This is a genomic window from Paractinoplanes tereljensis, assembly GCF_016862435.1.
Classification (GTDB): domain Bacteria; phylum Actinomycetota; class Actinomycetes; order Mycobacteriales; family Micromonosporaceae; genus Actinoplanes; species Actinoplanes tereljensis.
Genome location: NZ_BOMY01000022.1, coordinates 267,779 through 291,108, shown reverse-complemented (window position 1 = coordinate 291,108; position 23,330 = coordinate 267,779). Strand labels below are relative to the sequence as shown.

The 23,330-nt window shown below is 70.1% G+C and carries 21 protein-coding genes and 1 pseudogene; 12 read left to right on the top strand and 10 right to left on the bottom strand.

Going from position 1 to position 23,330, the window contains the following annotated elements:
• Positions 1-94 precede the first annotated feature (94 nt).
• From Ate02nite_RS16575 to Ate02nite_RS16565, 3 genes are read left to right on the top strand one after another with little or no spacing between them, the layout of a single operon-like run.
• Entirely contained in the window at positions 95-1,099 is a 1,005-nt protein-coding gene (locus tag Ate02nite_RS16575) for an ABC transporter ATP-binding protein (protein WP_203806323.1), read from the top strand.
• Positions 1,096-1,881, top strand: a complete 786-nt coding sequence (locus Ate02nite_RS16570) for an ABC transporter permease (RefSeq protein WP_203806321.1) — start codon at positions 1,096-1,098, stop codon at positions 1,879-1,881. Before Ate02nite_RS16575 ends, Ate02nite_RS16570 begins: the two co-directional genes overlap by 4 nt.
• A gap of 1 nt (position 1,882) precedes the next feature.
• Positions 1,883-2,662, top strand: a complete 780-nt coding sequence (locus Ate02nite_RS16565; RefSeq protein ID WP_203806319.1) for an ABC transporter permease — start codon at positions 1,883-1,885, stop codon at positions 2,660-2,662.
• 1,014 nt (positions 2,663-3,676) lie between these two features.
• On the opposite strand, the gene Ate02nite_RS16560 is transcribed toward Ate02nite_RS16565, so the two are convergent.
• Positions 3,677-4,945: a cytochrome P450 gene (locus Ate02nite_RS16560; protein ID WP_203806842.1), complete on the bottom strand. Its 1,269-nt coding sequence runs from the start codon at positions 4,943-4,945 to the stop codon at positions 3,677-3,679.
• Positions 4,946-5,127: 182 nt separating this feature from the next.
• Between Ate02nite_RS16560 and Ate02nite_RS16555 the strand changes: the two genes are divergently transcribed.
• Entirely contained in the window at positions 5,128-6,078 is a 951-nt protein-coding gene (locus Ate02nite_RS16555; protein ID WP_239147457.1) for a glycoside hydrolase family 6 protein, read from the top strand.
• Here the strand turns inward: Ate02nite_RS16555 and Ate02nite_RS16550 are convergent.
• Together Ate02nite_RS16550 and Ate02nite_RS16545 are read right to left on the bottom strand one after the other, a co-directional pair.
• Complete coding sequence (locus Ate02nite_RS16550) at positions 6,062-7,798, bottom strand: ABC transporter ATP-binding protein (protein ID WP_203806317.1); 1,737 nt, start codon at positions 7,796-7,798, stop codon at positions 6,062-6,064. The genes Ate02nite_RS16555 and Ate02nite_RS16550 overlap by 17 nt on opposite strands.
• A complete protein-coding gene (locus tag Ate02nite_RS16545) occupies positions 7,795-9,447 on the bottom strand; it encodes an ABC transporter ATP-binding protein (RefSeq protein ID WP_239147456.1) in 1,653 nt (550 codons plus the stop codon). Before Ate02nite_RS16545 ends, Ate02nite_RS16550 begins: the two co-directional genes overlap by 4 nt.
• A gap of 104 nt (positions 9,448-9,551) precedes the next feature.
• Here Ate02nite_RS16545 and Ate02nite_RS16540 point away from each other — a divergent pair, with 104 nt between their 5' ends.
• Positions 9,552-11,693 carry an ABC transporter permease gene (locus Ate02nite_RS16540; RefSeq protein ID WP_203806315.1) on the top strand — a complete coding sequence of 714 codons (2,142 nt, stop codon included), beginning with the start codon at positions 9,552-9,554 and terminating at the stop codon, positions 11,691-11,693.
• Between the two features lie 19 nt (positions 11,694-11,712).
• Positions 11,713-12,843: a monooxygenase gene (locus tag Ate02nite_RS16535; RefSeq protein ID WP_203806313.1), complete on the top strand. Its 1,131-nt coding sequence runs from the start codon at positions 11,713-11,715 to the stop codon at positions 12,841-12,843.
• A gap of 159 nt (positions 12,844-13,002) precedes the next feature.
• On the opposite strand, the pseudogene Ate02nite_RS49825 reads toward Ate02nite_RS16535, so the two are convergent.
• The 4 genes and pseudogenes from Ate02nite_RS49825 to Ate02nite_RS16515 all read right to left on the bottom strand — a co-directional run.
• Positions 13,003-13,320, bottom strand: a pseudogene (locus Ate02nite_RS49825) (zinc-binding dehydrogenase); the annotation flags it as partial.
• A 213-nt stretch (positions 13,321-13,533) separates the two neighbouring features.
• Positions 13,534-14,178 carry a HEAT repeat domain-containing protein gene (locus Ate02nite_RS16525; RefSeq protein ID WP_203806311.1) on the bottom strand — a complete coding sequence of 215 codons (645 nt, stop codon included), beginning with the start codon at positions 14,176-14,178 and terminating at the stop codon, positions 13,534-13,536.
• Between the two features lie 234 nt (positions 14,179-14,412).
• A complete protein-coding gene (locus Ate02nite_RS16520) occupies positions 14,413-15,402 on the bottom strand; it encodes a Kelch repeat-containing protein (protein WP_203806309.1) in 990 nt (329 codons plus the stop codon).
• Positions 15,403-15,638: 236 nt separating this feature from the next.
• Positions 15,639-16,085: an ankyrin repeat domain-containing protein gene (locus tag Ate02nite_RS16515; RefSeq protein WP_239147455.1), complete on the bottom strand. Its 447-nt coding sequence runs from the start codon at positions 16,083-16,085 to the stop codon at positions 15,639-15,641.
• 73 nt (positions 16,086-16,158) lie between these two features.
• Between Ate02nite_RS16515 and Ate02nite_RS16510 the strand changes: the two genes are divergently transcribed.
• From Ate02nite_RS16510 to Ate02nite_RS16500, 3 genes are read left to right on the top strand one after another with little or no spacing between them, the layout of a single operon-like run.
• Positions 16,159-16,485, top strand: a complete 327-nt coding sequence (locus Ate02nite_RS16510; protein WP_203806305.1) for a hypothetical protein — start codon at positions 16,159-16,161, stop codon at positions 16,483-16,485.
• 49 nt (positions 16,486-16,534) lie between these two features.
• On the top strand, positions 16,535-17,518 hold the full coding sequence (locus tag Ate02nite_RS16505; RefSeq protein WP_239147454.1) for an endonuclease/exonuclease/phosphatase family protein: 984 nt from the start codon (positions 16,535-16,537) through the stop codon (positions 17,516-17,518).
• On the top strand, positions 17,515-17,970 hold the full coding sequence (locus Ate02nite_RS16500) for an SRPBCC family protein (RefSeq protein WP_239147453.1): 456 nt from the start codon (positions 17,515-17,517) through the stop codon (positions 17,968-17,970). Before Ate02nite_RS16505 ends, Ate02nite_RS16500 begins: the two co-directional genes overlap by 4 nt.
• On the opposite strand, the gene Ate02nite_RS16495 is transcribed toward Ate02nite_RS16500, so the two are convergent.
• Positions 17,927-19,324 carry an FAD-dependent monooxygenase gene (locus Ate02nite_RS16495; RefSeq protein WP_203806304.1) on the bottom strand — a complete coding sequence of 466 codons (1,398 nt, stop codon included), beginning with the start codon at positions 19,322-19,324 and terminating at the stop codon, positions 17,927-17,929. The genes Ate02nite_RS16500 and Ate02nite_RS16495 overlap by 44 nt on opposite strands.
• Before the next feature lie 336 nt (positions 19,325-19,660).
• Here Ate02nite_RS16495 and Ate02nite_RS16490 point away from each other — a divergent pair, with 336 nt between their 5' ends.
• Complete coding sequence (locus Ate02nite_RS16490) at positions 19,661-20,581, top strand: DUF3500 domain-containing protein (protein ID WP_203806302.1); 921 nt, start codon at positions 19,661-19,663, stop codon at positions 20,579-20,581.
• The gene (locus tag Ate02nite_RS16485) at positions 20,578-21,804 is read left to right on the top strand and encodes a HupE/UreJ family protein (protein ID WP_203806300.1); all 1,227 of its coding nucleotides are present in this window, start codon (positions 20,578-20,580) and stop codon (positions 21,802-21,804) included. The genes Ate02nite_RS16490 and Ate02nite_RS16485 overlap by 4 nt, the downstream gene beginning before the upstream one ends.
• Positions 21,805-21,815: 11 nt before the next feature.
• Here Ate02nite_RS16485 and Ate02nite_RS16480 read toward each other — a convergent pair whose 3' ends face one another.
• Positions 21,816-22,151: a hypothetical protein gene (locus Ate02nite_RS16480; protein WP_203806298.1), complete on the bottom strand. Its 336-nt coding sequence runs from the start codon at positions 22,149-22,151 to the stop codon at positions 21,816-21,818.
• A 107-nt stretch (positions 22,152-22,258) separates the two neighbouring features.
• On the opposite strand from Ate02nite_RS16480, the gene Ate02nite_RS16475 reads away from it, so the two are divergent.
• Positions 22,259-23,032, top strand: coding sequence for an ABC transporter permease (locus tag Ate02nite_RS16475; RefSeq protein WP_239147452.1), 774 nt, complete (start codon positions 22,259-22,261; stop codon positions 23,030-23,032).
• Here the strand turns inward: Ate02nite_RS16475 and Ate02nite_RS16470 are convergent.
• Positions 22,998-23,264: a helix-turn-helix transcriptional regulator gene (locus Ate02nite_RS16470; protein ID WP_203806296.1), complete on the bottom strand. Its 267-nt coding sequence runs from the start codon at positions 23,262-23,264 to the stop codon at positions 22,998-23,000. The genes Ate02nite_RS16475 and Ate02nite_RS16470 overlap by 35 nt on opposite strands.
• Positions 23,265-23,330 lie beyond the last annotated feature (66 nt).

Sequence of the window (23,330 nt, the reverse complement as noted above, 5' to 3'; positions counted from 1 at the left end):
TGACCGAATCCTCAGAGAATTCGATTGCGGTGCGGAACCGGCTCCGTAGGGTGATGGCGGTCAATGCCGGCATCCATACGGGGGTTGCTTTCGCATGCCGATCGTCGAGGCGCGTGGTCTCACCAAGGTCTTCCGCCGGCCCGACAAGGGGTCCGGGCTGGGCGGTGCGGTCAAGCACCTGTTCGCCCGGCGCTACTCCGACAAGGTCGCGGTCGACCACGTCGACCTGTCCATCGAGGCGGGCGAGGCGGTGGCGTACGTCGGTCCGAACGGCGCCGGCAAGTCGACAACGGTCAAGCTGCTCAGCGGCATCCTGGTGCCGACGTCCGGCGAGGTGCGCATCAACGGCCTGCACCCGCAGCGCGACCGGAACACGGTGGCGTACCAGATCGGTGTGCTCTTCGGGCAGCGCACCCAGCTCTGGTGGGACCTTCCGGTGTCGGAGTCCCTCGCCGTGCTGCGCGACATCTACGGCGTCGACCACGCCACCTACCGCAAGCGACTGGCCCGCTTCGACGAGGTCCTCGAGCTCGGCGAGATCCTGCCGGTGATCGGCCGCAAGCTGTCGCTCGGTCAGCGGATGCGCGCCGACCTGGCCGCCGCGCTGGTGCACGGCCCGCAGGTGGTCTACCTCGACGAGCCGACCATCGGGCTCGACCTGGCGGTCAAGGACCGGGTCCGGGAGTTCTTCCGCAGCCTCCGGGACGAGGGCACCACGGTCATGTTGACCAGCCACGACCTGGCCGACATCGAGGGTTTCTGCCGCCGGTTGGTGATCATCGACCAGGGCCGGATCATCTTCGACGGCGACCTGGAGGGGGTGAAGGACACCTTCGCCCGCGAGCGCATCCTGCACGTCGAGACCGCTCGGCCTTTGCCGCTGGAAGCCGTGCGGGCCGCACTGCCCGGCGCGGAGATCAACATCGAAGAGACCCCGCTGCGGTACGCCGTACGCTTCGACCGTTTCGTGATGACCGCCGGGCAGGTGGTCACCGTGCTGGCCACGCTGACCGAGCTTGTCGACTTCCGGGTCGACGAGCCGAGCATCGAGGACGTCATCCGCCGGGTGTACTCGGGTGACCTGGTGCTGCCCCGATGAGGGGCTACCGGGCCCTGGCCCGGGCGACCGCGCGGGCGGCGCTCGCCTACCGGTTCAGCCTGCTGCTCGGCATGGTCGCGGTCCTGGTCCAGCTGGTCGCGCTGCTGGCGGTGTGGCACGTCATCCTCGAGCAGTCGCCGATGAACGGCTTCACCTGGCCACAGATGCGGGCCTACCTGCTGGTGGCGTTCGCGGCCGGCACCGTGGTGTCGATCCTCGGCGACTTCCGGATGGCCTTCCGCATCCTCGACGGCGACGTCGCCCTCGACCTGGTCAAGCCGGTCGACTACCAGAAGGCCAGGCTGGCCGAGTCGCTCGGCGGGCTCTGGATCGAGCTGGCCCTGATCTCGCTGGTGGTCGGTGTGACGCTGGCCGTCACCGGGGGAGTGGACCTGCCGCCCGGACCGGGGTTGGCCCTGTTCGCGGCGAGCATGCTGATCCTCGTACCGCTGAAATTCTTGATTGTCTATGTCAGCACCCTGGCCTGTTTCTGGACGCAGAACTTCATGGGCGTGCAGTGGGCGCGGCTGGCCGTGGTGAACCTGTTCTCCGGCGCCCTCATCCCGCTGGTGTTCCTGCCCGGTTGGCTGGCCACGGTGGCGCAGTGGTCGCCGTTCGCCGGCCTCACCTCCACCCCCGCGCTGATCTTCCTGGGCCAGGTCGACGGCCGGGAGGCCCTGCAGCTGGTCGCGGTCCAGCTCGGCTGGGTGCTGGTGCTGTGGTTCGGCGCCCGGCTGGTCTGGCGGGCCGCGCTGCGCCGGCTGACCGTGAACGGAGGCTGACATGCGTCTTTATCTGCGGCTGCTGGGCGCCCATTTCCGCTCGATGATGGAGTACGAGACCGACTTCCTGATCCTGGCCGCCGCCACGGTGCTGATGCAGGTGGTCAACATCGTCTTCCTGTCCGCCCTGTTCGCGAAGGTGCCGGTCCTCAACGGTTGGACGTTCTGGTCGGTCCTGATGATGTTCGGCGCGGTAGCCCTGGCCGAGGGCGTCGGCTCCCTGTTCTTCGACGGCATGTGGAGCCTGGCCTGGCAGATCAACCGCGGCGAACTCGACTACTTCCTGGTCCGCCCCTACCCGGTGGCGCTGCAGGTGAGCAGCGCCGCCTTGGGCATCAACGGCCTGAGCAACATCGTCACCGGCGGCCTGATGATCGCCGCCGGCCTGGCCCACTCGGCCGTCGACTGGACCCCGTGGCGGGTAGCGCTGGCCGTACTCCTGCTGCTCAGCTCGGTGGTAATCAAGGTGTCGATCAACCTGGCCACCAACGCGGTCTGCTTCTGGCTGAACAGCCCCAGCCCGATGTTCGCCTTCGCCATGCACCAGGTAGGCGACCTGGCCCGCTTCCCGCTCTCGATCTATCCGGTAGCGCTAAAGGCGGTGCTGGGCGTGGTCCTGCCGTTCGCTTTCATCAGCTTCTTCCCGATCGCCTACCTACTGGACACCGGTTCCTCGCAGTGGGTGGGCTTGCTGACGCCCGTGGCCGCGGTCTATTGCGCAGCCGTGGCCGCGCTCATCTTCCGCCGAGGCCTGCGTCGCTACGAGAGCGCCGGCAATTAATTCCAAAGCCTTTGCCGGTACGGCCGGCGACCCCACAACCGCAACCACACCCGACCGCCGACACCGCGCGACCAACGCGAAACGCCGGCACGTGCCGCGTCTCTCGCGCAACGAGACCCCCACCCCGCCCGCCCCTTTGCTCTGCTTACCAATACGCGCTGCTGTCATTGTTCGACGGCGCGGTGTCGGACGCGACGTGGCGGGCGGCCGAGCGGTCCTCCCGCATCGTGGACTTACGATCCCGCTGGGCGATCGACGCTCTCACATTGTGGTCGCGGCACCCGATATGCCGTTTATATCCGGCAGCGACGAGCCAGCCCTCGGCGAAGTTGTCGAATTGACCCCCCGCTCAGTGCTCCACCGTTCCAAGATCTCCGACTTTGCCGGGCAACGGTGCGGGACGAACGGCAGATCCTCAAGATCTGAGGCCGGAGCTGGCCGGGAGGGCTCGAACCCGGTGTTGATGCGGCGGGTCGCCGCGCTGGAAGCCCTGCCGAGTAAGGATTCCCACACGCCTTCGAAGCCGCCCTGGTCCAATGGGCGGCGCAAACCGCCGCCACGTTCGCGTCGCGAGATCTTGGGCCGGATACCGGGTAAAACCGCGCGGACCGCGCTGTCCGGCTCGACCTTGTGGAGTAACCGTGCAGACCCGGCGGCAACCTCACAAGATTTGAAGCAGGGAGCAGGGCGGCGCGTATGTGTGAGCAGTGCAAAGCGCCGGAAGCTGTCGGTCGGCCGCCTGGTCAGCGCAATGATCCGGGGCCTGGCCGCGGCCAGCGGCCGCCCTGCGTGGGGGCCGCCTGCGTGGGGGCCGCCTGCGTGGGGCCGGGCCCGCCCGCAGCGGGCGCGCGGAGGGTGAGCTGCAGCTGCCGGGACCGAGTGCCACGGGACTGAGCCAGCGCGTACGGAAAAGGGATAGCTCTTCCGGATCACCAACGGCCCGGCGGCCAATTTCCGGAAACCGGCCCCTCACCCGCGCGAGAGCGGCCGGTTTCTTGGAAGACTGACGCGGCCCTAGCTCAGGGTGACCGGGAGGGATTCGAGGCCGAAGACGATTGAGGCTCGGCGCATTTTCAGGGTTGCCGGGTCGACTGCCGGGCGCATTGCTGGGAAACGGCGGATCAGCGCGGGATACGCGATGCGTAGCTCCATTCGGGCCAGTTCGGCGCCTACGCAGCGGTGCAGGCCGTGGCCGAAGGCCAGGTGGGACTTGGCGGTGCGGCGGTCGGCGTTGATCTCGTCCATGCCGGGGCCGAGCACGGCGTCGCGGTCGGCCGCGATCAGGGAGCACATCACCACGTCGCCGGCCTTGATCGGTACGCCGGCTATCTCCATGTCGCGGATGGCGAACCGGGGGAAGGCCACCTGCACCACCGTGAGATAGCGCAGCAGCTCCTCGACCAGCGCGTCGGCCGGTTCGCCGGCCCGCAGCGGGTCGGCCAGGCCGGGCTGGGTCATCAGCACCAGCGCGCCCAGCGCGAGCATGCTCGCGCTGGTCTCCAAGCCGCCGGTGAGCACGCCGTCGGCCAGCCCGGACAACTCCTGGTCGTCCAGTTCGTCGCCGTGGTCGCGGATCAGCGAGCCGAGCAGACCGTCGCCCGGCTTGCGGCGCTGGGTGGCGACCAGGTCGCGCAGGTACGCCCGGGATTCGTTGATCGCGTCGAGCGGGGCGAAGGCGCCGTCGCCGAGGTCGAACCGGGCCGTGCTGACCCGCTGGACGAACTCCCGGTCGGCGTACGGGACGCCGAGCAGTTCGCAGATGGTCAGCGCGGGCACCGGCAGGGCGAACTCCTGCCAGAGGTCGACCGGGCCGGCCGTCCGGGCCATCGCGTCCAGCCGATCATTGACGATCGCCTCGATGCGCGGCTGCAAGCGGGCCAGCTTGTGCATGGTGAATTCCGGCATGATCATGCGGCGCAGCCGGGTGTGCATCGGCGGGTCGGCCATGCCGAGACCGCCGGGCTGCTGTCCGGCCGCCAGGCCGACCCGGGCCGCGAACTTGCCGAAGTCGTTGCTGAAACCGTCGGTGCTGCCCAGCACGGCCCGCACCGGCTCGTAACCGGTGACCAGCCAGGCCCGGATGCCCAGCGGCACCGGCAGCCGGCTGACCGGCGACTGCTCGCGCAGTTCGCCGACCTTGGCCACCGGATCGAGGCCGTTACGGAAGAGTGGAAACAGGGAGTTGTCCGACAACATCGACATGGTGCCGGCGAACGACATCGAGCCGGCCTTACCGACCAGTCGGCGGGCGGCCCAGCCGAGTAGCCGTACGGCACTTGCCATCTGCAAGTCGCCCTCCAGACAGCCGCTGTTCCTCCCCCTGAGGAAACGGCGTGTCTAATAGTGATCTTACGATCTTGTTGCCGCAGTGAGCCCGATCACGAGTGTTTTCCTCAAGTTGGGGAAACTCTGGTCGACGTCGTTCCGGTGTGCGGCAAAGCGGGACAAGACTGACAGCGGCCGTCGTGCTGGCCTCCGTCGCGATGCAATTGTTGTCGACCGGCACCACCTCGATGGCGGTCGCCAGCCCGCCGAGCGCGGCCCGGCAGGCCGTCACGGTGAGCGGACTCTACGTTGATCCGCAGTTGCCGGCCGCCCGGTGGGTGGCCGCGCATCCCACCGACAAGCGGGCGGCCGCTATCCGCGCCGCAATCAGCCGGCAGCCGATGGCGCACTGGTTCACCGGCACCAGCGACGCCGACCTGGGTAAGGCGGTCACCAAGTACACCCGGTCCGCGCAGATCGCCGGGAAGACACCGGTGCTTGTCGCCTACAACCTGCCCGGCCGGGACGCCTGCGGCGCGGAATCGGCGGGCGGGGCGGCCGGCGCGGCGGCCTACAAGCAGTGGATGACCACGTTCGCGACCGGGATCGGCGTACGGCCGGCCATCGTGATCCTCGAGCCGGACGCGCTCGGCGACTTCAGCTGCATGACCCCGGCCCAGGTCAGCACCCGGCTCGGGCTGCTCAACGCGGCCACCCGGACCCTCGCCGCGAAGGCCCCGAACACCTGGACCTATATCGATGCCGGCCACGCCAACTGGACCGATCCGGCGACGATGGCCGACCGGCTGCTCTCGGCCGGGGTGGCCCGGGCGCACGGCTTCGCGGTCAACGTCTCCAACTTCATCGCCACCACCGACTCCCGGCGGTACGCGGAACAGGTGAAGACCGCCCTGCACCGGCCGGCCGCCTACGTCATCGACACCAGCCGCAACGGCAACGGCGGCAACGGCCAGTGGTGCAATCCGGCCGGACGCAAGCTGGGCAAGCGCTCGACGGCGAACCCGGCCGCCCTGGAACTGTGGATCGCCAACCCCGGCAACTCCGACGGCCGGTGCGGCGTGGCGCCCACCATCAAGGCCGGCGTGTTCAGCCCGGCGCTCGCCCAACGCCTGATCACCGGCGGTCGGTAGCCGACCAGGCCGCCCAGAATCCGGCGTACCGGCCGCCCGCCGCGATCAGCTCGGGGTGCGAGCCGCTCTCCACGACCCGGCCGTGGTCCAGCACGATGACCCGGTCGGCCGACGCGGCCTGGGTGAGCCGGTGGGCGACCACCAGCGCGGTGCGCCCCCGCAGCGCCGCGGCCGCCGCCTGTTCCAGGTCGCGGGCCCCGGCGCTGCCCGCCTCGGCGGTCGCCTCGTCCAGCACCACCACCGGCGGATCCAGCAGCACCACCCGGGCCAGCGCCAGCTGCTGGGCCTGCGCGGCGGTCAGCTGATGCCCACCGCTGCCGACCACCGTGTCGAGGCCGTCCGGCAGGTCCCGGGCCCAGGCCAGCGCGCCGACCCGGTCCAGCGCCGCGCTGACCTCACCGGTCGAGGCCCCCGGCCGGGCCAGCCGCAGATCCTCGGCGAGCGGGCCGGTGAACACGTGCGTCTCCTGGCTGACGATGGCGACCGAGTCGGCCGGCAGCTCGGTGACCGCCACCCCGCCCACCGTGGCGTACCCCGACTCGGGCCGCAGGATGCCGGCCGCCAGCGACGCCGCCGTGGTCTTGCCCGCGCCGGTCGAACCGACGAGCGCGACCACCTCGCCCGGCGCCACCCGCAGACTGACCTCGCTGAGCACCGGCGGCCCGCCCTGGTAGCGGAAGCTGACGTCCTGCAGCACCAGCTCCCGGCCGGCCGGCGCGGTGCCGCCGTCCCGGCGCTCGACGTCCATGTCCAGCACGCCGACCAGCCGGGCCAGGCTGGCGCCGGCGTCCTGCACCCGGTCGAACGTGACCATCACCAGCGCGATCGGATTGAACAGGCGGTGGAACAGCAGGGCGGCGGCGGAAACCGCACCCACCGAGACAACCCCATGGCGTACGAGGAGGAAGCCCACCACCAATACCGAGGCCAGCCCGGTCAGCTCCGCCCGGTTGATCCGCCACACGAACCGGGTGTAGAGCGCGAACACGTTCATCGAGATGTCCCGGGCCCGGGCCGACAACCCCTCGATACTCCCGAGGTGGCGGTCCTCCAGGCCGTAGGCGTGCACGGTGCGGGTGCCCTGCATGCTCTCCACGAACACCTGGGAGCGGTCGGCGATGGCGACGCGCTCGGCGGCGTAGGACGGCGCGGCCCGGGGGAGATACCAGCGCAGCCCGATCGCGTACAGCGGGACCGCCACCGCACCGGCCAGGCCGAGCCGCCAGTCGATGCCGATCATCGCGGCCAGGCTGATGCCGGCCAGCAGCAGCGCCGAGATCATCCCGGGCAGCACCTCGGAGACGGCCCGGTCGATGGCCGAGATGTCCGCACTGACCCGGGACAGCAGGTCGCCGCGCCCGGCCCGGTCGAGCACCTGGGCGGGCAGCCGCAGTGCCCGGGCTATCGTGCGTTCACGCAGGTCGGCCAGGATCTGCGAGCCCAGCCGGGCGGTCAGGTAACCGCCGAACGCGGTGGCGATGCCGCCCACCACGGCGGCGGCCACGAGGACGACCGCGACCGGGACGATCGCGCCGGCATCGCTGCCGGCCCGGATCCGATCGACAAGCAGACCCAGGGCGTACGCCGGGATGGTCGAGGCCGCGGCGGCCAGCACCCCGGCCGTCAGGGTGAGCGCCGCCTGGGTCTTGCGGGTCCGCAGTTCGGTGCGCAGCCAGGCCCGACTCTCGCCCGGGGTGGCCACCGTCAGTTGGTCGGTCATCGCAGAATCGCCTGCCGGTAGGTGTCGTCGCGGGCGCTGAGGTCGGCGTGCGCGCCCTCGGCGACGACCGTGCCGTCCTCGATGACGACGACCCGGTCGGCCGCGGCGAGCAGCGCCGGACTGCTGGTGATCACGATGGTGCTGTGGCCCTCTCGCAGCCCGCGGATGCCACCGGCGATGGCGTGTTCGGTCACCGCGTCCACGGCGGTGGTCGGGTCGTGCAGGACGAGCAGCGGGGACCGGGCGAACAGCGCGCGGGCCAGGGCAACGCGCTGACGCTGGCCACCGGAGAGGTTCGAGCCCCGTTCGGCGATCGGCGTGTCGAGGCCCACCTCGTCGGCGGCCGCGGCCCGGATGACCTCGGCGAACTCGACCCCGGTGCCGTGGACGTCGACGTTCGAGGCGAGTGAGCCGGTGAAGAGGTCGGTCTGGTGCGGTTCGACGTGCATCAGCCGGCGGGCACGATCCACCTCTTCCAGGCGTTGGCCCCCGAGGAGCAGGTCACCCTCGTACGCGTCGGGCACGGTCAGCAACCGCACCAGCGCCTCGGCCTCGGCGGGCCGGTAGGCGACGACGCCGACGAACTCACCCGGGCGTACATGGAGATCGAGTCCGGCGAGAGGCCCATGCTTCACACCGCGCAGCCGGAGTTCGCTGGTGGCGGGGTCAGCCGTGCCCTCGGGCAGGATCAGCCCGGCGTTCAGGACCGAGGCGACCCGGTCGGCCGAGGCGCGCGCCGCCGCGTACCAGCGCGGCACGATGGCGAGCGTGCCGAACGGCTCGATCAGGAACTGGGCCGAGCCGATCACCATGATGAACTGCCCGACCGTGATCCGGTCGGTAAGCGCGAACCAGCCCGCCGCGATCGCGATGCCGCCGGCCAGCAGCGTGCTCAGCATCGTCGAGGCGCCCTGGAACGCGTTCTGGGCCCGGGCCGCCGACAGGGTGGCAGCCAGCGCCTCCCGGCTCACCACTCGGTAACGCTCGGCCGCGGCGTCCTGCGCCCCGATGCCGCGCAGCGGGCGCAGCCCGGTGACCAGGTCGGTGGCCAGCGCGGTGGTCCGGCCGGCCTGATCCTGCTGCAGCCGGATCCGGTTGGCGATCAGCGGCGCCGCGAGGTTCAGGGTGACCAGCATGATCGGGGTCGCGACCAGCACGATCACCCCGAGCGGCGCCGAGATCACCAGCAGGGTGACCGCGCTGACCACCACGGCCAGCGCGGCGCTGATCACCCGGGGGAGGTGGTCGAGCACGTACGACGTGTAGTCGGCGTCGGTGGTGGAGATGGTGAGCAGATCACCGGCCGGCCGATCGGTCCGCACCAGGCGCGGATGCAGGATCTTGGCGGCGACCTCGACCCGGAGCCGGTGCCCCTCCTCGGCGATGGCCCGCTGCAGGTTCCGCGCGCTGAACCGGTACGACACCGCCAGCACTCCGAACAGCCCGACCAGGACCGCGATCCAGGTCAGCAGGGCGGTGACGCTGCCGGTTTCCACCGCACGGTCGATGATGACGCCGATCAGCACCGGGATCAGCGCCGCGGAGATCTGGTAGATGCCGGCCAGCACGGTCCCGAGCCAGAGGCGCTTGCCGTTGCGGGCGACCGCCCGTCGCAGGATCGCGGTGCCGGGCTTCGCATTGCTGGACAACCGCAGAACCCCTCACTTAAAGATCAAGTAAGGCTAGCCTAACTGCTTTTGAAATCTCAGGCGGTCTATATACTCGGGGTATACCCTCGGTGTATGGTGCGAGCATGCTCGCATTTGGACTGAGACTCGCCGTGGCCGGCGGGCGTGAGGCACTCACCCGGCTGATCGTCATCGCTGCCGCGGTGGCCGTGGGGGCCGGGCTGCTGCTCGCCACGTTCGCCGGGGTCAACGCCGTCAACGCGCAGCTCACCCGGTACGCGTCGCTCTATCCGGAGCCGTCGTCCGGTGGCAGTGACGCGGCTCCGCTGTGGTGGACCGTGCGCGAGGACTACTTCCACGGCCGGCAGATCCTGCGGGCCGACGTCGCCGCCACCGGAGCCGACTCGCCCATCCCGATCGGCATCCCGAAGACCCCCGGCCCGGGGGAGTACTACGCCTCCCCGGCCATGCAGCGGCTGCTGGCCGCCACCGAGCCCGATCAGCTCGGGGCCCGCTATCCCGGTCGTGATCTGGGCACCATCGGCGACGCGGCGCTGACCGCACCGAACTCATTGCTGATCATCGTCGGCGGCACCCCCGACCAGGTCGGCAAGCTGCCGCGGGCCCAGCAGCTCACCAGCACCGGCGACAACACCCCGGCGATCCCGGCGACCGTCATCGACCTGATCATGAGCGTGATCGTCGCCGGGCTGCTCTTTCCCGTGCTGATCTTCATCGGCACCGCGACCCGGCTCAGCGCCGCCCGCCGGGAACAGCGATTCGCGGCGATGCGGCTGGTCGGCGCCACCCCCCGGCAGATCTCGATGATCGCGGCGATCGAGGCGGCCGCCGCCGCCCTCGCCGGAACCGCCCTCGGCTTCCTGCTGTTCTTCGCGTTCCGGGGCTCGCTCGCCGCCGTGCCCTTCACCGGCGATCCGTTCTTCCCCGGCGACATGTCGCTGAGCGCGCTCAACATTCTGGCCGTCGCCCTGGGCGTGCCGGCCGGCGCGGCGGTGGCGGCGGCGGTCTCGCTGAACCGCGTCCGGGTCTCCCCGCTCGGCGTCACCCGGCGGGTCACCCCGCGCCCGCCACGGTGGTACCGCTTGCTTCCGCTCCCGCTGGGCCTGGCCGAGCTGGCGTTCTTCCTGGTCGGCCCGATGCCCGAGACCTCGGACGGCCAGATGGCGGTGTTCCTGCCCGGGATTCTGCTGGTGATGACCGGTCTGCTGGTGGCCGGCCCGGTGCTGACCATGGCCGGCGCCCGGTTCATGGCGCGGCGGTCCACCCGGCCGGCCACGCTCATCGCCGCGCGGCGCCTGGCCGACAATCCCAAGGCCGGCTTCCGGGCGATCAGCGGCATCATGCTCGCGCTGTTCATCACCAGCGTGGCGACCGGCGTGATCACCACCATCGTCGCGAACCGGGGAACCGCACCGGCCGGCTCGACCGATGCCGCCACGCTGTCCACCTATCTCAACGACGGGCCGCCGTCGGTGGCCGGCCTTCGCCCGACCCCGGGCGTGCGGTCCACGACCATCCTGCGTAAGAACCCGGTCGAGTACGGCGATCCCGTCGTCGCCTGCGCCGACATCCCACCGGCGTACGGCCGGTGCGCGGCCGGGACCACCGTCGCCGCGGTGTCCAGCAACTTCATCCCGTGGCGCCAATCGGCCGACGCCGCGCGGATCTGGCCGGCCGCCCCGGTCTCCGCCGACGCCCTGCCGCAACTGCCGGTCGAGTCGGTCGTCGTGCTCACCGACGGCTCGGCCGCCGCGATCGAGCGGGCGCGCACCATCCTGGAGCTGGCCTACTCGGCCTATTTCGTGGCTCCGAACGTGCCCGGCGACTTCGAGTCGGAGTTCGCCAACACCCTGCGCGGCTGGCAGCAGCTCGCCGATGTCGTCATCATCGCCAGCCTCGCCATCGCGGGCTGCAGCCTCGCGGTCAGCGTGATCGGCGGTCTCACCGAACGCAAGCGCCCGTTCAGCCTGCTCCGGCTGAGCGGCGCCTCGATCCGGGTGCTGCGCCGCGTGGTCGCGCTGGAGAGCGCCGCACCGATGCTCACGGTGGCGGTGATCGCGGTCGGGATGGGCCTGCTCTCCGCCCAGCTCTTCCTCAAGGCGCAGATGGGTTACACGCTCGAGCCGCCCGGCCCGGAGTTCTACGCTGTCATCGTCGCCGGGCTCACGGCCTGTCTCGCCGTCATCGCCCTCACTCTGCCGTTGCTGGAACGCATCACCGGACCAGAGACCGCACGCAGCGAATGACCCAGAACCGGAGGCCATCATGAAGCGTCCATTGTGGATCTTGCTGGTGAGCGTGCTGGCGATAGCCGCCTGCTCGTCGACCCCGTCCGAGCCGGCACCTACCCACGCCGGTCACGGCGGCGGCTCGCCCGCGCCGCCGCAGCCGCTGCGGGCCGGGGAGCGGTTCGTCGATCTCGCCATGCCGCAGGCGTACACGCCGTCCGCGCCCAACGGCGGCACCGACGAGTACCGGTGCCTGCTCGTCGATCCGAAGCTGAGCAAGCCGGAGTTCCTTACCGGCACCCAGTTCGAGCCGCAGAACGTGCCGATCGTGCACCACGCCATCGTCTTCGCGGTGCCGCCGGAGGCCGCGGCCGCCGCCCACCGGGCGGACGCCGACTCGCCGGGCGAGGGCTGGACCTGCTTCGGTGACGGCAGCGTGGACGACACCCACCCGTCGGCGTGGGTCGGCACCTGGACCCCGAACGGGCCCGAGACCGTCCTGCAGCAGGACGTCGGCTTCCCGCTCGGGGCGGGCAGCCTGATCGTCCTGCAGATCCACTACAACATGCTGGCCGGCGGCGGATCGGATCAGTCCGGCGTCCGGCTGCGGCTGACGGATGGCACCGCGGCCACCAAGCCGCTGCAGACGTTGCCGCTGGAGGCGCCGACCGAACTTCCGTGCGCGAGCGGCGAATCCGGCCCGCTGTGCGACCGCGACGCCGCGATCGCCGACGTGGCCGCCCGCTTCGGCCCCGGCGTCGGGCGGGCCGAGCAGCGCCTGGTGAGCGACTGCAGCGGCGGCACGCCGGTGCCCGGCAACACCCAGCACTGCGACATCCCGGTGCCGCAACCCATCACGGTGTACGCCGCGATGGGCCACATGCACCTGCTCGGCCGATCGATCAAGGTCGAGGTCAATCCCGGTACCGCCAAGGCGCAGACCCTGCTCGACGTCCAGCAGTTCAACTTCGACGACCAGAAGTTCCAGCCGCTGCCCACCCCGGTGCAGCTCCAGCCCGGCGACACCGTGCGGGTGACCTGCACCCACGACGCCACCCTGCGCCGGCTGCTGCCCCAGCTGCGCGAGCTCCCACCGCGCTACGTGGTCTGGGGCGACGGCACCAGCGACGAGATGTGCCTGGGCCTGCTGATCGCCAACCTCAGCTAGAAGACCACCACCACCTTGTCGGTGGCGCCGGGCTTGCCGGCCAGGTCGATCGCGTCGGCGACGTCGGCGAACGGGACGACGTCGCTCACGATCAGCGCGTACTTGTCGGTTCTCGGCAATGTCGTGGGCGACGTCGACCATCTCGGTGGGGTGGCCCATCGAGTGCACGATGGTGAGCTCCGACGGGATCAGCATCTGGAAGTCGACCTCGACCGGCTGGTGGTAGATGCCGACGATGCCGAAGACCGCGCCCTGCTTCGGGCCGGCGAACACGGTCTTCGCCACCGCCGGGACACCGGCCGCGTCGAGGTAGATGTCGGTGCCCGGCAGGCCGGGGCGGCCGAACGCGTCGGTGGCCGCGCCGTGCAGTTCGACCAGGCGGGCCCGGACGTCCTCGGTGCTGGAGTCGATGACCGCGTCGGCGCCCAGCTCGAGCGCCTTCGCCAGGCGGTTGGGCTGGACGTCGGCGACGACCACGCGGTCGCATCCTTCACCGAGGACCTGAGCGGCTTCGACGTCGAACGCCGCGACTTCACCCTGCCCGGCGACCTGTCCCTCTCGGTCCGGCCGAACTGCACGTCTGGCCAGGCGGAACACATGGCTGGGAGGCCCTCACCCCGTACGCCCGGATGTCCCGCCAGGCCGCCGCCGCCCGGGAGAGCTGGATCGCGCGCCTGCTCGGCTGGTGGCTCAGCCGGCCTTTGTCGTTTCTCGTTCGGTGATGGCGGCCTGGATGCGGCGCAGCGTGCGCAGCGCTTTCTTGGCCGCCGTGCGAACTTCCCCGTCGAACACGGTCACGCCGCGGTCGCCGGCCATCAGCCGCTCCAGCGTCGGCACCGCCTGGTCATCGCCGGTCGAGCCGAGCGCGACGGCGGCCCAGTACCGCTGGTCCGGATCCGGGCTGTCGGCCGCGGCCAGCAGCCGGGGGAGAACCTCCGGCGTGAACAGGGCAAGCGTGCTGGCGAGATAACCGATCCGCGGGAACCGCCGATGCTCGAACTCGGACCAGAGCGCCTCCAGCGCGGCGTCGCCACCGATCCGGGCCAGGGCGTCGGCGGTCCGCTGCCGCAGCCAGTCGGCCTGGTCCCCGAGCAGTGGCGCCAGCGCGGGCACCACCGAGGCGTCGCCGAGGAGACCGAGCGCGGTGACGGTCTCGTCCCGGACGATCCACTGCGGGTGATCGAGCAGCGTGAGAAGTTGCGGCACCGCGGCCCGGATATCCATGGCCGCGCACCCTTTGACGGCCCAGGCCTGGCAGTTGTACCGGGTGTCGCCGAGCGCGGCCAGCAGCGGTTCCTGCAGCCCGGCGTCGGCGAAGACGGCAGCTTGGTTCATGGCCCTCGAGTACAACGACCGATGAAAATCCCGATAGTCACGAACAAGCACATGCAACGCCGAGATGGCCGAAGCGTCCCCATCCACCCGAGCCCGGTCAAGCAGCTGGTGCACGTGTGCTTCACGACTCTCAAGGTCGCCACTACGAAGGCCTTGCAGGTCAGCGGGATTCACCGCCCGACCATACGCGCCACCCTCCGCGCCCCCGGACTCGGACGTCGCCGGAATGCGGGGTTACAGTCGCAGCGCCTCCACCTCCGGGGTCGCGGTGATGACCCCGTTGATTTTGACGCCGCCGCTTATCGCCAGAACCGAGCCGTCGGCTTCGAGGGCGGAGCCCAGGCTGCACCGGCCGCGCGGCAATTGCGCCGGAAGGACGCGCCACCGACCGGTTTTCACGTTGAAGACCTCGGTTGTCGTGAAGAAATCGCCGACCACGCCGTTAGCGACCGGGCAACCGGCAACGACAACGATGAAGTGATCGTTTCCCCGGTCGACGGCAACCACTCCCGGAACTGCTCGTGTGTTGTGCATCGGCGCGACAGTGGTCCACGTATTCGCCTTCGGGTCGTAGCGTTCGACTGTCGCCAGGGAGTTCTCCTCCGTTGACCGGCCCCCGATGGCGTAGAGGTGCCCGTTCGAAGCCACCAGCCGCAACGCCCACCTGGCCGTCGGCATCGGCGCGACGGTTCGCCAGCGGCGGGCGGCCGGATCGTAAGCGACAACCGAAGCCAGAGTCTCGTCGCCCAGGCCGCCTCCGGCGACGTACAGCACGCCGTCCAGTACGGCGGCCGCGCCGGCGCTCCGGGCGAACGGCATTCTCGTGCTTGTCGACCATCTGCCGCTGCGCGGGTCGTAGACCTCGACGACGTCGGAGTCCGTGTCATCGTTCGTGACTCCGCCGGCGACGTAGATCTTGCCGCCGAGAACCGCAGCGGCGGGATTCGTTCGCGCGGTCGGCATCGGAGCGACGTCATGCCAGGTTCCGACACCTCCAGTTCGGCGCATTTCGACCGAATCGAAGAAAGCCGGCTTGGCGGGGTCAAAGCCACCCATCACAAAGATGCCGCCGTCCACCGCAACGACGTCCAGTCCTCCGCGAGCGAGGTGCAACGGCGGGCGTTCAACCCAGCCGGCCTGGGCGCTGGCAGGCGCCGGAGCGACGGAGGAACGCGCGTCGACCGAGGCGCTGCTCGATGTCGGCATCGCGATGAGCGAGATCATGACCGCACCGGAAAGCCAGCGATTAGTAAGACCATTTAATGCCTGCAAAGATCTGTGGCCGATCATCTTTATCCCCCTCCTGAATGGCCGTCCAGGTCGACCATTCGCGCGCGGACGGTGAGTGTCAATCCCCCTTTCTAGCGTTTTGCAAGGCAGGCACGCCGGCCAACCGTTCGCCGCCCGGCGGCACCTCAGTTGCGCGGCCAATCAAAGAAGGGAGGGAGCTGAAGTAACTCTCAGGACGCTGACGGTGCGCGATTCTGATCGGCTGCGCGCTTTCCGTTCGCGGTGAGTAGTTCGAGGGCGTGGTGATGGCCGCCGGCCTCGGCCCACTCGGCCGGCGTGCGACCGTGCCCGTTGTCCTCGCGCAGGCTGGGGTCGGCGCCGGCCGCCAGCAACTCCCGGACCGCGTCGAGGTGACCCCAGCAAGCGGCGGCGCACAGGGGCAGGCCTTCCTCGCCGGTGCCGCTTTCCACGTTCGGGTCTGCTCCGGCGGCTGCTAACGCCCGGATGTTGTTTGCCCGATTCTGGACGCTCGCGCGATACAACGGCGTGCTCCCACCTGGGCCGGGCAGGTTGGGATCCGCGTGGGCGCGCAAGAGCCCGACGAGCCGGCTCACCTCGGCCCAGCCCGCCGCCTCGGTCAGGCGCTGCTGCAATTTCTTACGGCGACGTCTGTTCACGGCACCTATGGTGGCGGGCCCGCGCTCAGATCGGACGAAAATCGCGGGCGTTCCGCGCCGGTGTCTTGCGATCATGGGCGCTGTGGCGGAGCGGGTGATGTTCGTACAGCTGAAGTCGGGCTTTGGCAGTGACCTGGGGTCGGCGTGGATCAGCCGGGTGGGGTTCAGCAAGAGCTGGCAGACCGCCTACTGGCGGGGAAAGACGCTCCGGCGGTCGCAGGGCTTCGATGCCAACTTCTACGACGTGGATACCGGCGAGGAGTATTGGCTCTCGGGACCGCATCGGGACCGGGCCGACACTCGCTACAGCCGGGTTCAGGCGGAGGTCGATGACGACGTCCGGCAGGTCTACGACGCATTCCTGCGCGGCGGGTCACTGCCCGGCCGGGAACGCGGCTGACGATGCAACTACTCAGCGTCCGCTGAGGTCGGACGGCTATCGTCGGGGCGTGCCGACTCGCCGCAAGCTTGCTCTCGTCGCGCGGTCGGTGATTCTCGTTGCGCTCACCGTCCTCTGTACACAAGAGACCGGATGGCGGCGCCCCAGCCCGGAGAAACCAGCGCAGCCCGCTCCCGCACCCCCCGCGGTGGTCCCGTCGGAGGCCGCCAGGGAAGCCTCGGCGATGGACGCCCTGGCCGGGCCGGCTGCGGCCGGCGACCTGGACGTCATGACCTTCAACCTTCGGTACGCCAGCGACAGCCCACCCCATTCGTGGGCCCAGCGCCGCCCGGTCACCCGCGCCCTGCTGACCACCGAACGGCCGGACCTGATCGGCACCCAGGAAGGGCTGTCCGCTCAGCTGGCCGACATCAAGGCGGATCTGGGTTCCGGCTACGACTACATCGGGTTGGGGCGCAACGGCGGCGACAGCGGCGAGCACATGGCGATCTTCTTCAAGACGGCTCGGCTGCTCCCGCAGGAGTCCGGGAACTTCTGGCTCTCCGAGACCCCGACGGTGCCGGGATCCAAAAGCTGGGGTTCGTTCGCGACCCGCATGGTCACCTGGGTGCTGTTCGCCGACCGGGAGACCGGCCGGCACTTCTACGCCGTCAACACCCACCTGGACAACCGGAGCGAGAACGCCCGCCTGCACGCGGCCCAGCTCATCCGGCAGCGGCTGGCCGCGTTCGGCTCGCTGCCGATCGTGCTGACCGGTGACTTCAACAGCGCGGCCCGGTCGAGCAGCGCGGTTTACCACCTGCTGGTCGACCAGGCCGGCTTCCGGGACAGCTGGACCACCGCCCCGCGACGCACCAAGCCCTACGCGACGATCCACAACTACCAGGCCCTGGTACCCGGCGGCATCCAGGCCGACTGGATCCTCACCTCGCCGGGCGTAACCGCATCGGCCGTGTTGATGAACACCTTCCGCCTCGGAACCCAGTACCCGAGCGACCACCTCCCGGTCCAGGCCCGGCTGCGCCTGCCGTGAGCGAAGCATTTATCGAGGTCGTGACCGTCATCGACGCAGCCCCGAGCACGGTGTTCGACCTGGAACTCGACATGCAGGTGCACGCCGAGTCCCTGGCCGGCAGTGATGAGACCGCGACGACGAGCACCGGCCGTCCCCGGCTGGGCATGGACGACGAGGTGACGTTCAGCGCCCGACATTTCGGTATTCGCTGGCGGATGACCAGCCGGATCACCGCCTACGAACCTCCCTACCGCTTCGTCGACGAGCAGATCAGCGGTCCTTTCCGCGCGATGCGGCACGAACACCGCTTCGAGGATCTCGGCGGTGGACGGACCACGATGACGGACCGGATGACCGTCAGCGCACCTTTCGGATCACTGCTCGCTCCCTACCTGCGGCGGCTGTTGACGCAGCGTGCGGCCCACATCAAGCGCCTGGCCGAAGCCCGCCGGCGCCGAACCAGCGAGTGAGGTGGGTGTTCAGGTCGGGCTGGTCGGTGCCGATCCAGGCCACGTGGCCGTCCGGGCGCAGCAGGACGCACGGCGCGTCCAGGGTCGCGGTGGGATCTCCCAGGTAGTCGACCCGGTCGGACCAGGCGCCGGTGGTCAGCCGTTCGGTGCGGTCCAGCAGCAGGCCGCGGCCTCGATGCAGCCGGTCGTAAAGGCGGCCGTCGAGGTCGGGCAGGCGGCGGCCGAGCAGGTCAGGCCCCTCGCCGAAGTCGTAGCGGAGGTCGATCGCGGTGATCTTCTCGATCAGGCGGCGGTTCACCTCGTTGATATCCATCAAATCGGAAAGCAGCCGGCGTACGGCCTGCGGGCCCGGATCGGTGGACGACAGTTCCACTTGGGCGCGGGTGTTGTCCAGCACCTCGGCGGCGACCGGCTGTCGTTCGGTCTGGTAGGTGTCGAGCAACGCATCCGGTGCCCAGCCCTGGATCTGCGCGGCCAGTTTCCAGCCCAGGTTGAACGCGTCCTGCACGCCCAGGTTGAGGCCCTGCCCGCCGGTGGGCGGGTGGATGTGTGCGGCGTCGCCGGCCAGTAGCACCCGGCCGACCCGGTAGCGCTCGGCCAGCCGGGTGGCGTCGCCGAAGCGGGACAACCAGCGCGGGGAATGCACGCCGAAATCGGTTCCGGCAATGGCCCGCAACCGTTCCTGGAAATCCTCGAGGGTGGGCGGTTCCGCGCGGTCGCTGACCCCGGCGGCGGGAACGACAACGCTGTAGAGCCCGACGCCGACCGGCCGGATCCGGAGCGGCTCGGCGACCTCTTCCGGCGGCACCGCCATTTCCATCTCGCCCATCAGCGTCTCGGTCCGGGCGGGCTCGCCGGGGAAACCGACGCCGAGCAGTTTGCGCACGCTGCTGCGCCCGCCGTCGCAGCCGACCAGATAGCGCGAGCGCAGCCGTTCCCCGCCGGCCAGTTCGACGGTGACACCCTCTTGGTCCTGCTCGAGACCGATGAGCACGCCACCGTGCCGGACCTGGGCGCCCAGCTCGATGGCGTGTTCCTCGAGCAGGCGCACGATGACCGGGTGCGGGATTCCGAGCAGGTAGGCGTACGCCGAATCGAGGCCTTGGGGTTGGGGTTTGTTGATGGCGGCGAAAAAGCCGGCGGCCGGACGCTGCCGGGCGTGGGCGCGAATGCGTTCCAGGAGCCCGCGCATCGCCATCAGCTCGATGGTGCGAATATGCAGACCGACGATGCGTACGAAGGACGCGGGCTCGGTTTCCTTTTCCAGAACGAGAACCTGTACGCCATGCAGCCGCAGTTCGGCGGCCAGCATCGCGCCGGTCGGCCCGCACCCGGCGATGATCACATCGAACACGATGGGTATTACCTTTCGGGAGTGCCTGATTGGCGAGGCGCTCCCGGCGACGGTTACGTCAGTCGCCCGACCGTGACGGCAAGGGGGAGCACCCAGAAGCAGCGTTCATGGGTCTCACCTCCTCGGTCGGTGTCACGTCGGAGGGCAACTTACCACGGTCGCGGCAAATGTGATCACCATGGCCTGGACGAACATTAGTCTGTGAATCGCCTTTCCGGAGAATATGAATTTCCCAGCAATATTCGCGGAGCACTCTAAGAAAGGAGTAAGAATCGCCGTCCGGCTGTTTCGCCGAGGCATGTGGAGTAAGCATTCTTTACGACGCGGCGGGCCGAGGTGACCGCCACGCAGGCGTTCCTGGCCACCCTGGACGACACCCTGAAGACGAAGATCAACCTGGCCTTCACCGACAACCAGTCCCGGCAGACCTGGTCGAACTATCCGGCCTCGACGGTGGCCCGCAAGGGCGTCGCGCTCAAGGACCTCAGCGCGGCCCAGCGGGCGGCCGCCCTGGCGATGATGAAGGTGGCGCTCAGTACGGCCGGCTACCAGCAGGTGCTGAACATCCAGAAGGCCGACGACTACCTCAACAGCCTCGGCGGGGACGGCGCGGACGGATTCGGCAACCTGGTCGACTACTACGTCGCGGTGTACGGCACGCCGTCCGCCACCGACCCGTTCATGCTCCAGTTCGGCGGGCACCACCTGGCCCGCAACCTCACCTACAACGGGACGAAGGTCAGCGAGACCCCGCAGTTCGTCGGCTCGGAACCGACCTCGTTCACCACCGGCGGCCAGACCGTCGCGCCGGTCAAGGACGAGTCGACCGCGATGTTCGCCCTGTTCGCGTCGCTGTCCGACAGCGAGAAGGCGTCCGCGAAGCTGAGCTCCGGCACCTATGACGACCTGATGATGGGCCCGACCCACGACGACGGCGTGTTCCCGGCGTCCGAAGGGCTCACCGTGACCGCCGCGCAGAAGAAGCTGGTGCTGGCCGCGATCACGCCGTACGTCGACGATCTGGCCGACGACGCCGCGGCCAAGCTGCTGGCCAAGTACGAGTCCGAACTCGACTCCACCAAGATCGCCTGGGCCAACAACACCGGGCCGGAGGACGAGAGCAGCTATCTGCGCATCGACGGGCCGAGCGTGTGGATCGAGTTCATCAACACCCGCAGCCGCAGCACCCCGAACATCCACTACCACTCGGTCTACCGGGACAAGACCAACGACTACGGCAGCACCAACCCGTCATGAGGATCGCGGTCGTGATCGCGTGCGTGCTGCTCGCCCTGTTTCCGGGTTCCCCGGCCGCGGCGCACCCGATGAGCACCACCGCGATTCTGCTCGACACCGGCCCGAGCCGAGTGACCGGGCTGGTCGAGCTGCCGATCGACCGTCTCGAGGTCGCCCTCGACGAACCGCTGACCGCGACCACCGTCGTACAGCCGGCCAAGCTCGCCGAGCTGCGCCGTTACGTGCTCGCCCACACCTCGGCCGGCACCTGGGCCGTCGACCTGACCGGCGGCCGGGTGGCCAAGGTCGACAACGTCGACCATCTGGTCTTCGACCTCACCCTGACGGGCAACACCCAAGATCTCCAGCTGACGTACGACGGGATCCTGCACAAAATCGTGTCGCACCAGGTGTTCGTGGCCGCACGCCCGGCCGGTCACGGCGACTACACCACCATCGGGATCCTGGACTGGCGGACGCACACGGTCACCGTGCCGACCGCCCGACCGGCGAGCACCGGGTCCGGCTTCCTGGCCGCGGTGCGCCTCGGCGTCCGGCACATCGGTCAGGGCGCCGACCACCTGCTGTTCCTGATCATGCTGCTGCTCCCGGCGCCCCTGCTGGCCCGCCGCGGGCGCTGGGTCCGCGGCGGTGACCTGCGCCGGCAGGGGTTGCGCGTGGTGCACGTGGTGTCGGCGTTCGCGGTCGGCCACTCGATCACCCTGGCGCTGGCCGCCCTCGGCTACCTGTCGGTCCCGACCCGCCCGGTCGAGGCGGCGATCGCCCTGTCCGTACTGGTATCCGCCGTCCACGCGGTCCGGCCGCTGGTCCCCGGCGGCGAGACCTGGATCGCTGCCGGGTTCGGCCTCCTGCACGGCTTCGCCTTCGCCGCCCTGATCAACGACCTCGGCCTCACCCGCGGCTCCCTGGTCACCAACCTGCTCGGCTTCAACCTCGGGATCGAGCTCACCCAGCTGATCGTGGTCGCCCTGGTGATGCCGTCGCTGCTGGTCCTGAGCCGCACCCGGGCCTATCCGGGGATCCGGCTCGGACTGGCCGGGACCGGGATCATGCTGGCCGGCGCCTGGTTCGCCGAACGCACCACGCTGATCCCGGCGAACCCCCTCAACGGGCCGGCCGACCAGCTCGTCGAGCATCCGTTCGTGATCGCCGCGCTGCTGGCCGGCGCGGCCGGCGCGCTGGTCGCCGTGCCGCGCCTGCGCACCGAGCCGCTGCCGCACTAGACGGGAGCCGATCAGGACGCGGACGCCGACGGGGTGGCTGAGGCGCCGGAGCTGCTCGGCGCCGGAGTGGTTCCGTTGTCGCGGTCCGAGCCGCCACGGTGGCCGCGGCCACCGCGGCCGTCGCCACGCTCGGAGCCGTCCCGCGCGGAGCCGTCGCGGTCGGCGGAGTGGCCGCCGTCGCCGTGATCGGCCAGGGCGAACGCCGCCGCGGCGCCCGCGCCGCCACCGATCAGCCCGCCGAGCAGGAGGGTGCCGGCGACCACCAGCGCCGGCACCCCGCCGATGCGGCGGCGCCGCAGCCGGGTCGCGGTCGCGGTGTCGGGGGTGTTCGGGGTGGGCTCGGTCATGATCTATTTCCTTCCGGTGTGCGAATCTCGGGGGTGACTACAGCCTGCGGCCGGTTCCTAAGTGCGGTGACGGTGCGCGAATAAGAGATTCGTAAGGAGTTGGCGAGGTGTCCCAGGCGGCGATCACGGTCGGGCCGGTACTGGCGGTCGTGCTGGCGGCGCTGGTGCTGCTCGCGGTGGCGGCGGCGCTGGCCGGGCAGTTGGGGGTGAGCCGGGCGGTCGTCTCGGCGTCGGTGCGGGCGGTGGCGCAGCTGGCCGTCGTGTCGCTGCTGATCGCGGCCGTCCTCCGGTCGTGGTGGGCCACCGCGGCCTTCGTCACGCTGATGCTGCTTGTCGCGGCGGCCACCTCGGCCCGCCGGCTCGGCTCCTGGCGGCTGGTCCGGTTCGCGATCCTGCCGATCGCGGCCGGTGCCGTGCCCGCCGCCCTGGTGGTGATCGGGGCCGGCACGGTGCCGCTGACCGAGGTCGCGGTGCTGCCGATCGCCGGCATCCTGATCGGCGGGGCGATGACCGCGACCTCGCTGGCCGGCCGCCGGGCCCTCGACGAACTGCGCAACCGGCACGGCGAGTACGAGGCGGCGCTGGCCCTGGGTTTCCTGCCGCGCGACGCCGCGCTCGAGGTGTGCCGCCCGACCGCCGGCCAGGCCTTGGTGCCGGCTCTGGATCAGACCCGTACGGTCGGCCTGGTCACGCTGCCCGGGGCGTTCGTCGGGGTGCTGCTGGGCGGCGGGTCAGCCGTCCAGGCCGGCGCCACCCAGCTGTTGGTGCTGGTGGCGCTGCTGGCGGTGGAGGCGATCGCGATCGCGGTGACGGTCGAACTGGTCGCCCGGGATCGGCTGACCGGCGTTACGAGGCGAGGGCTTCGTGGTCCGACCGGTTGATCTCCGACCACACCGCGTCGAGCGAGAGGCCGAGAACGTCGGCGATCGCGGCTATCGTCGGAAAGGCGGGGGTGGCGACGCGACCGGACTCGATCTTCCGGAGGGTCTCCGGCGAGACTCCGGCCTCCAGCGCGGTGCGGAGCATCGATCGTTCGCCCCTCGCGCGGCGCAGGAGGGCACCGAGGCGTTGCCCGCGTTCGACCTCGGCGGGACTGAGCGGCAACCTGACCATGGTCCCGATTCTAGTACCGGGATAATATGGCCGGGATACTTATTGGTTGCACGAGTAAGGCGCCTG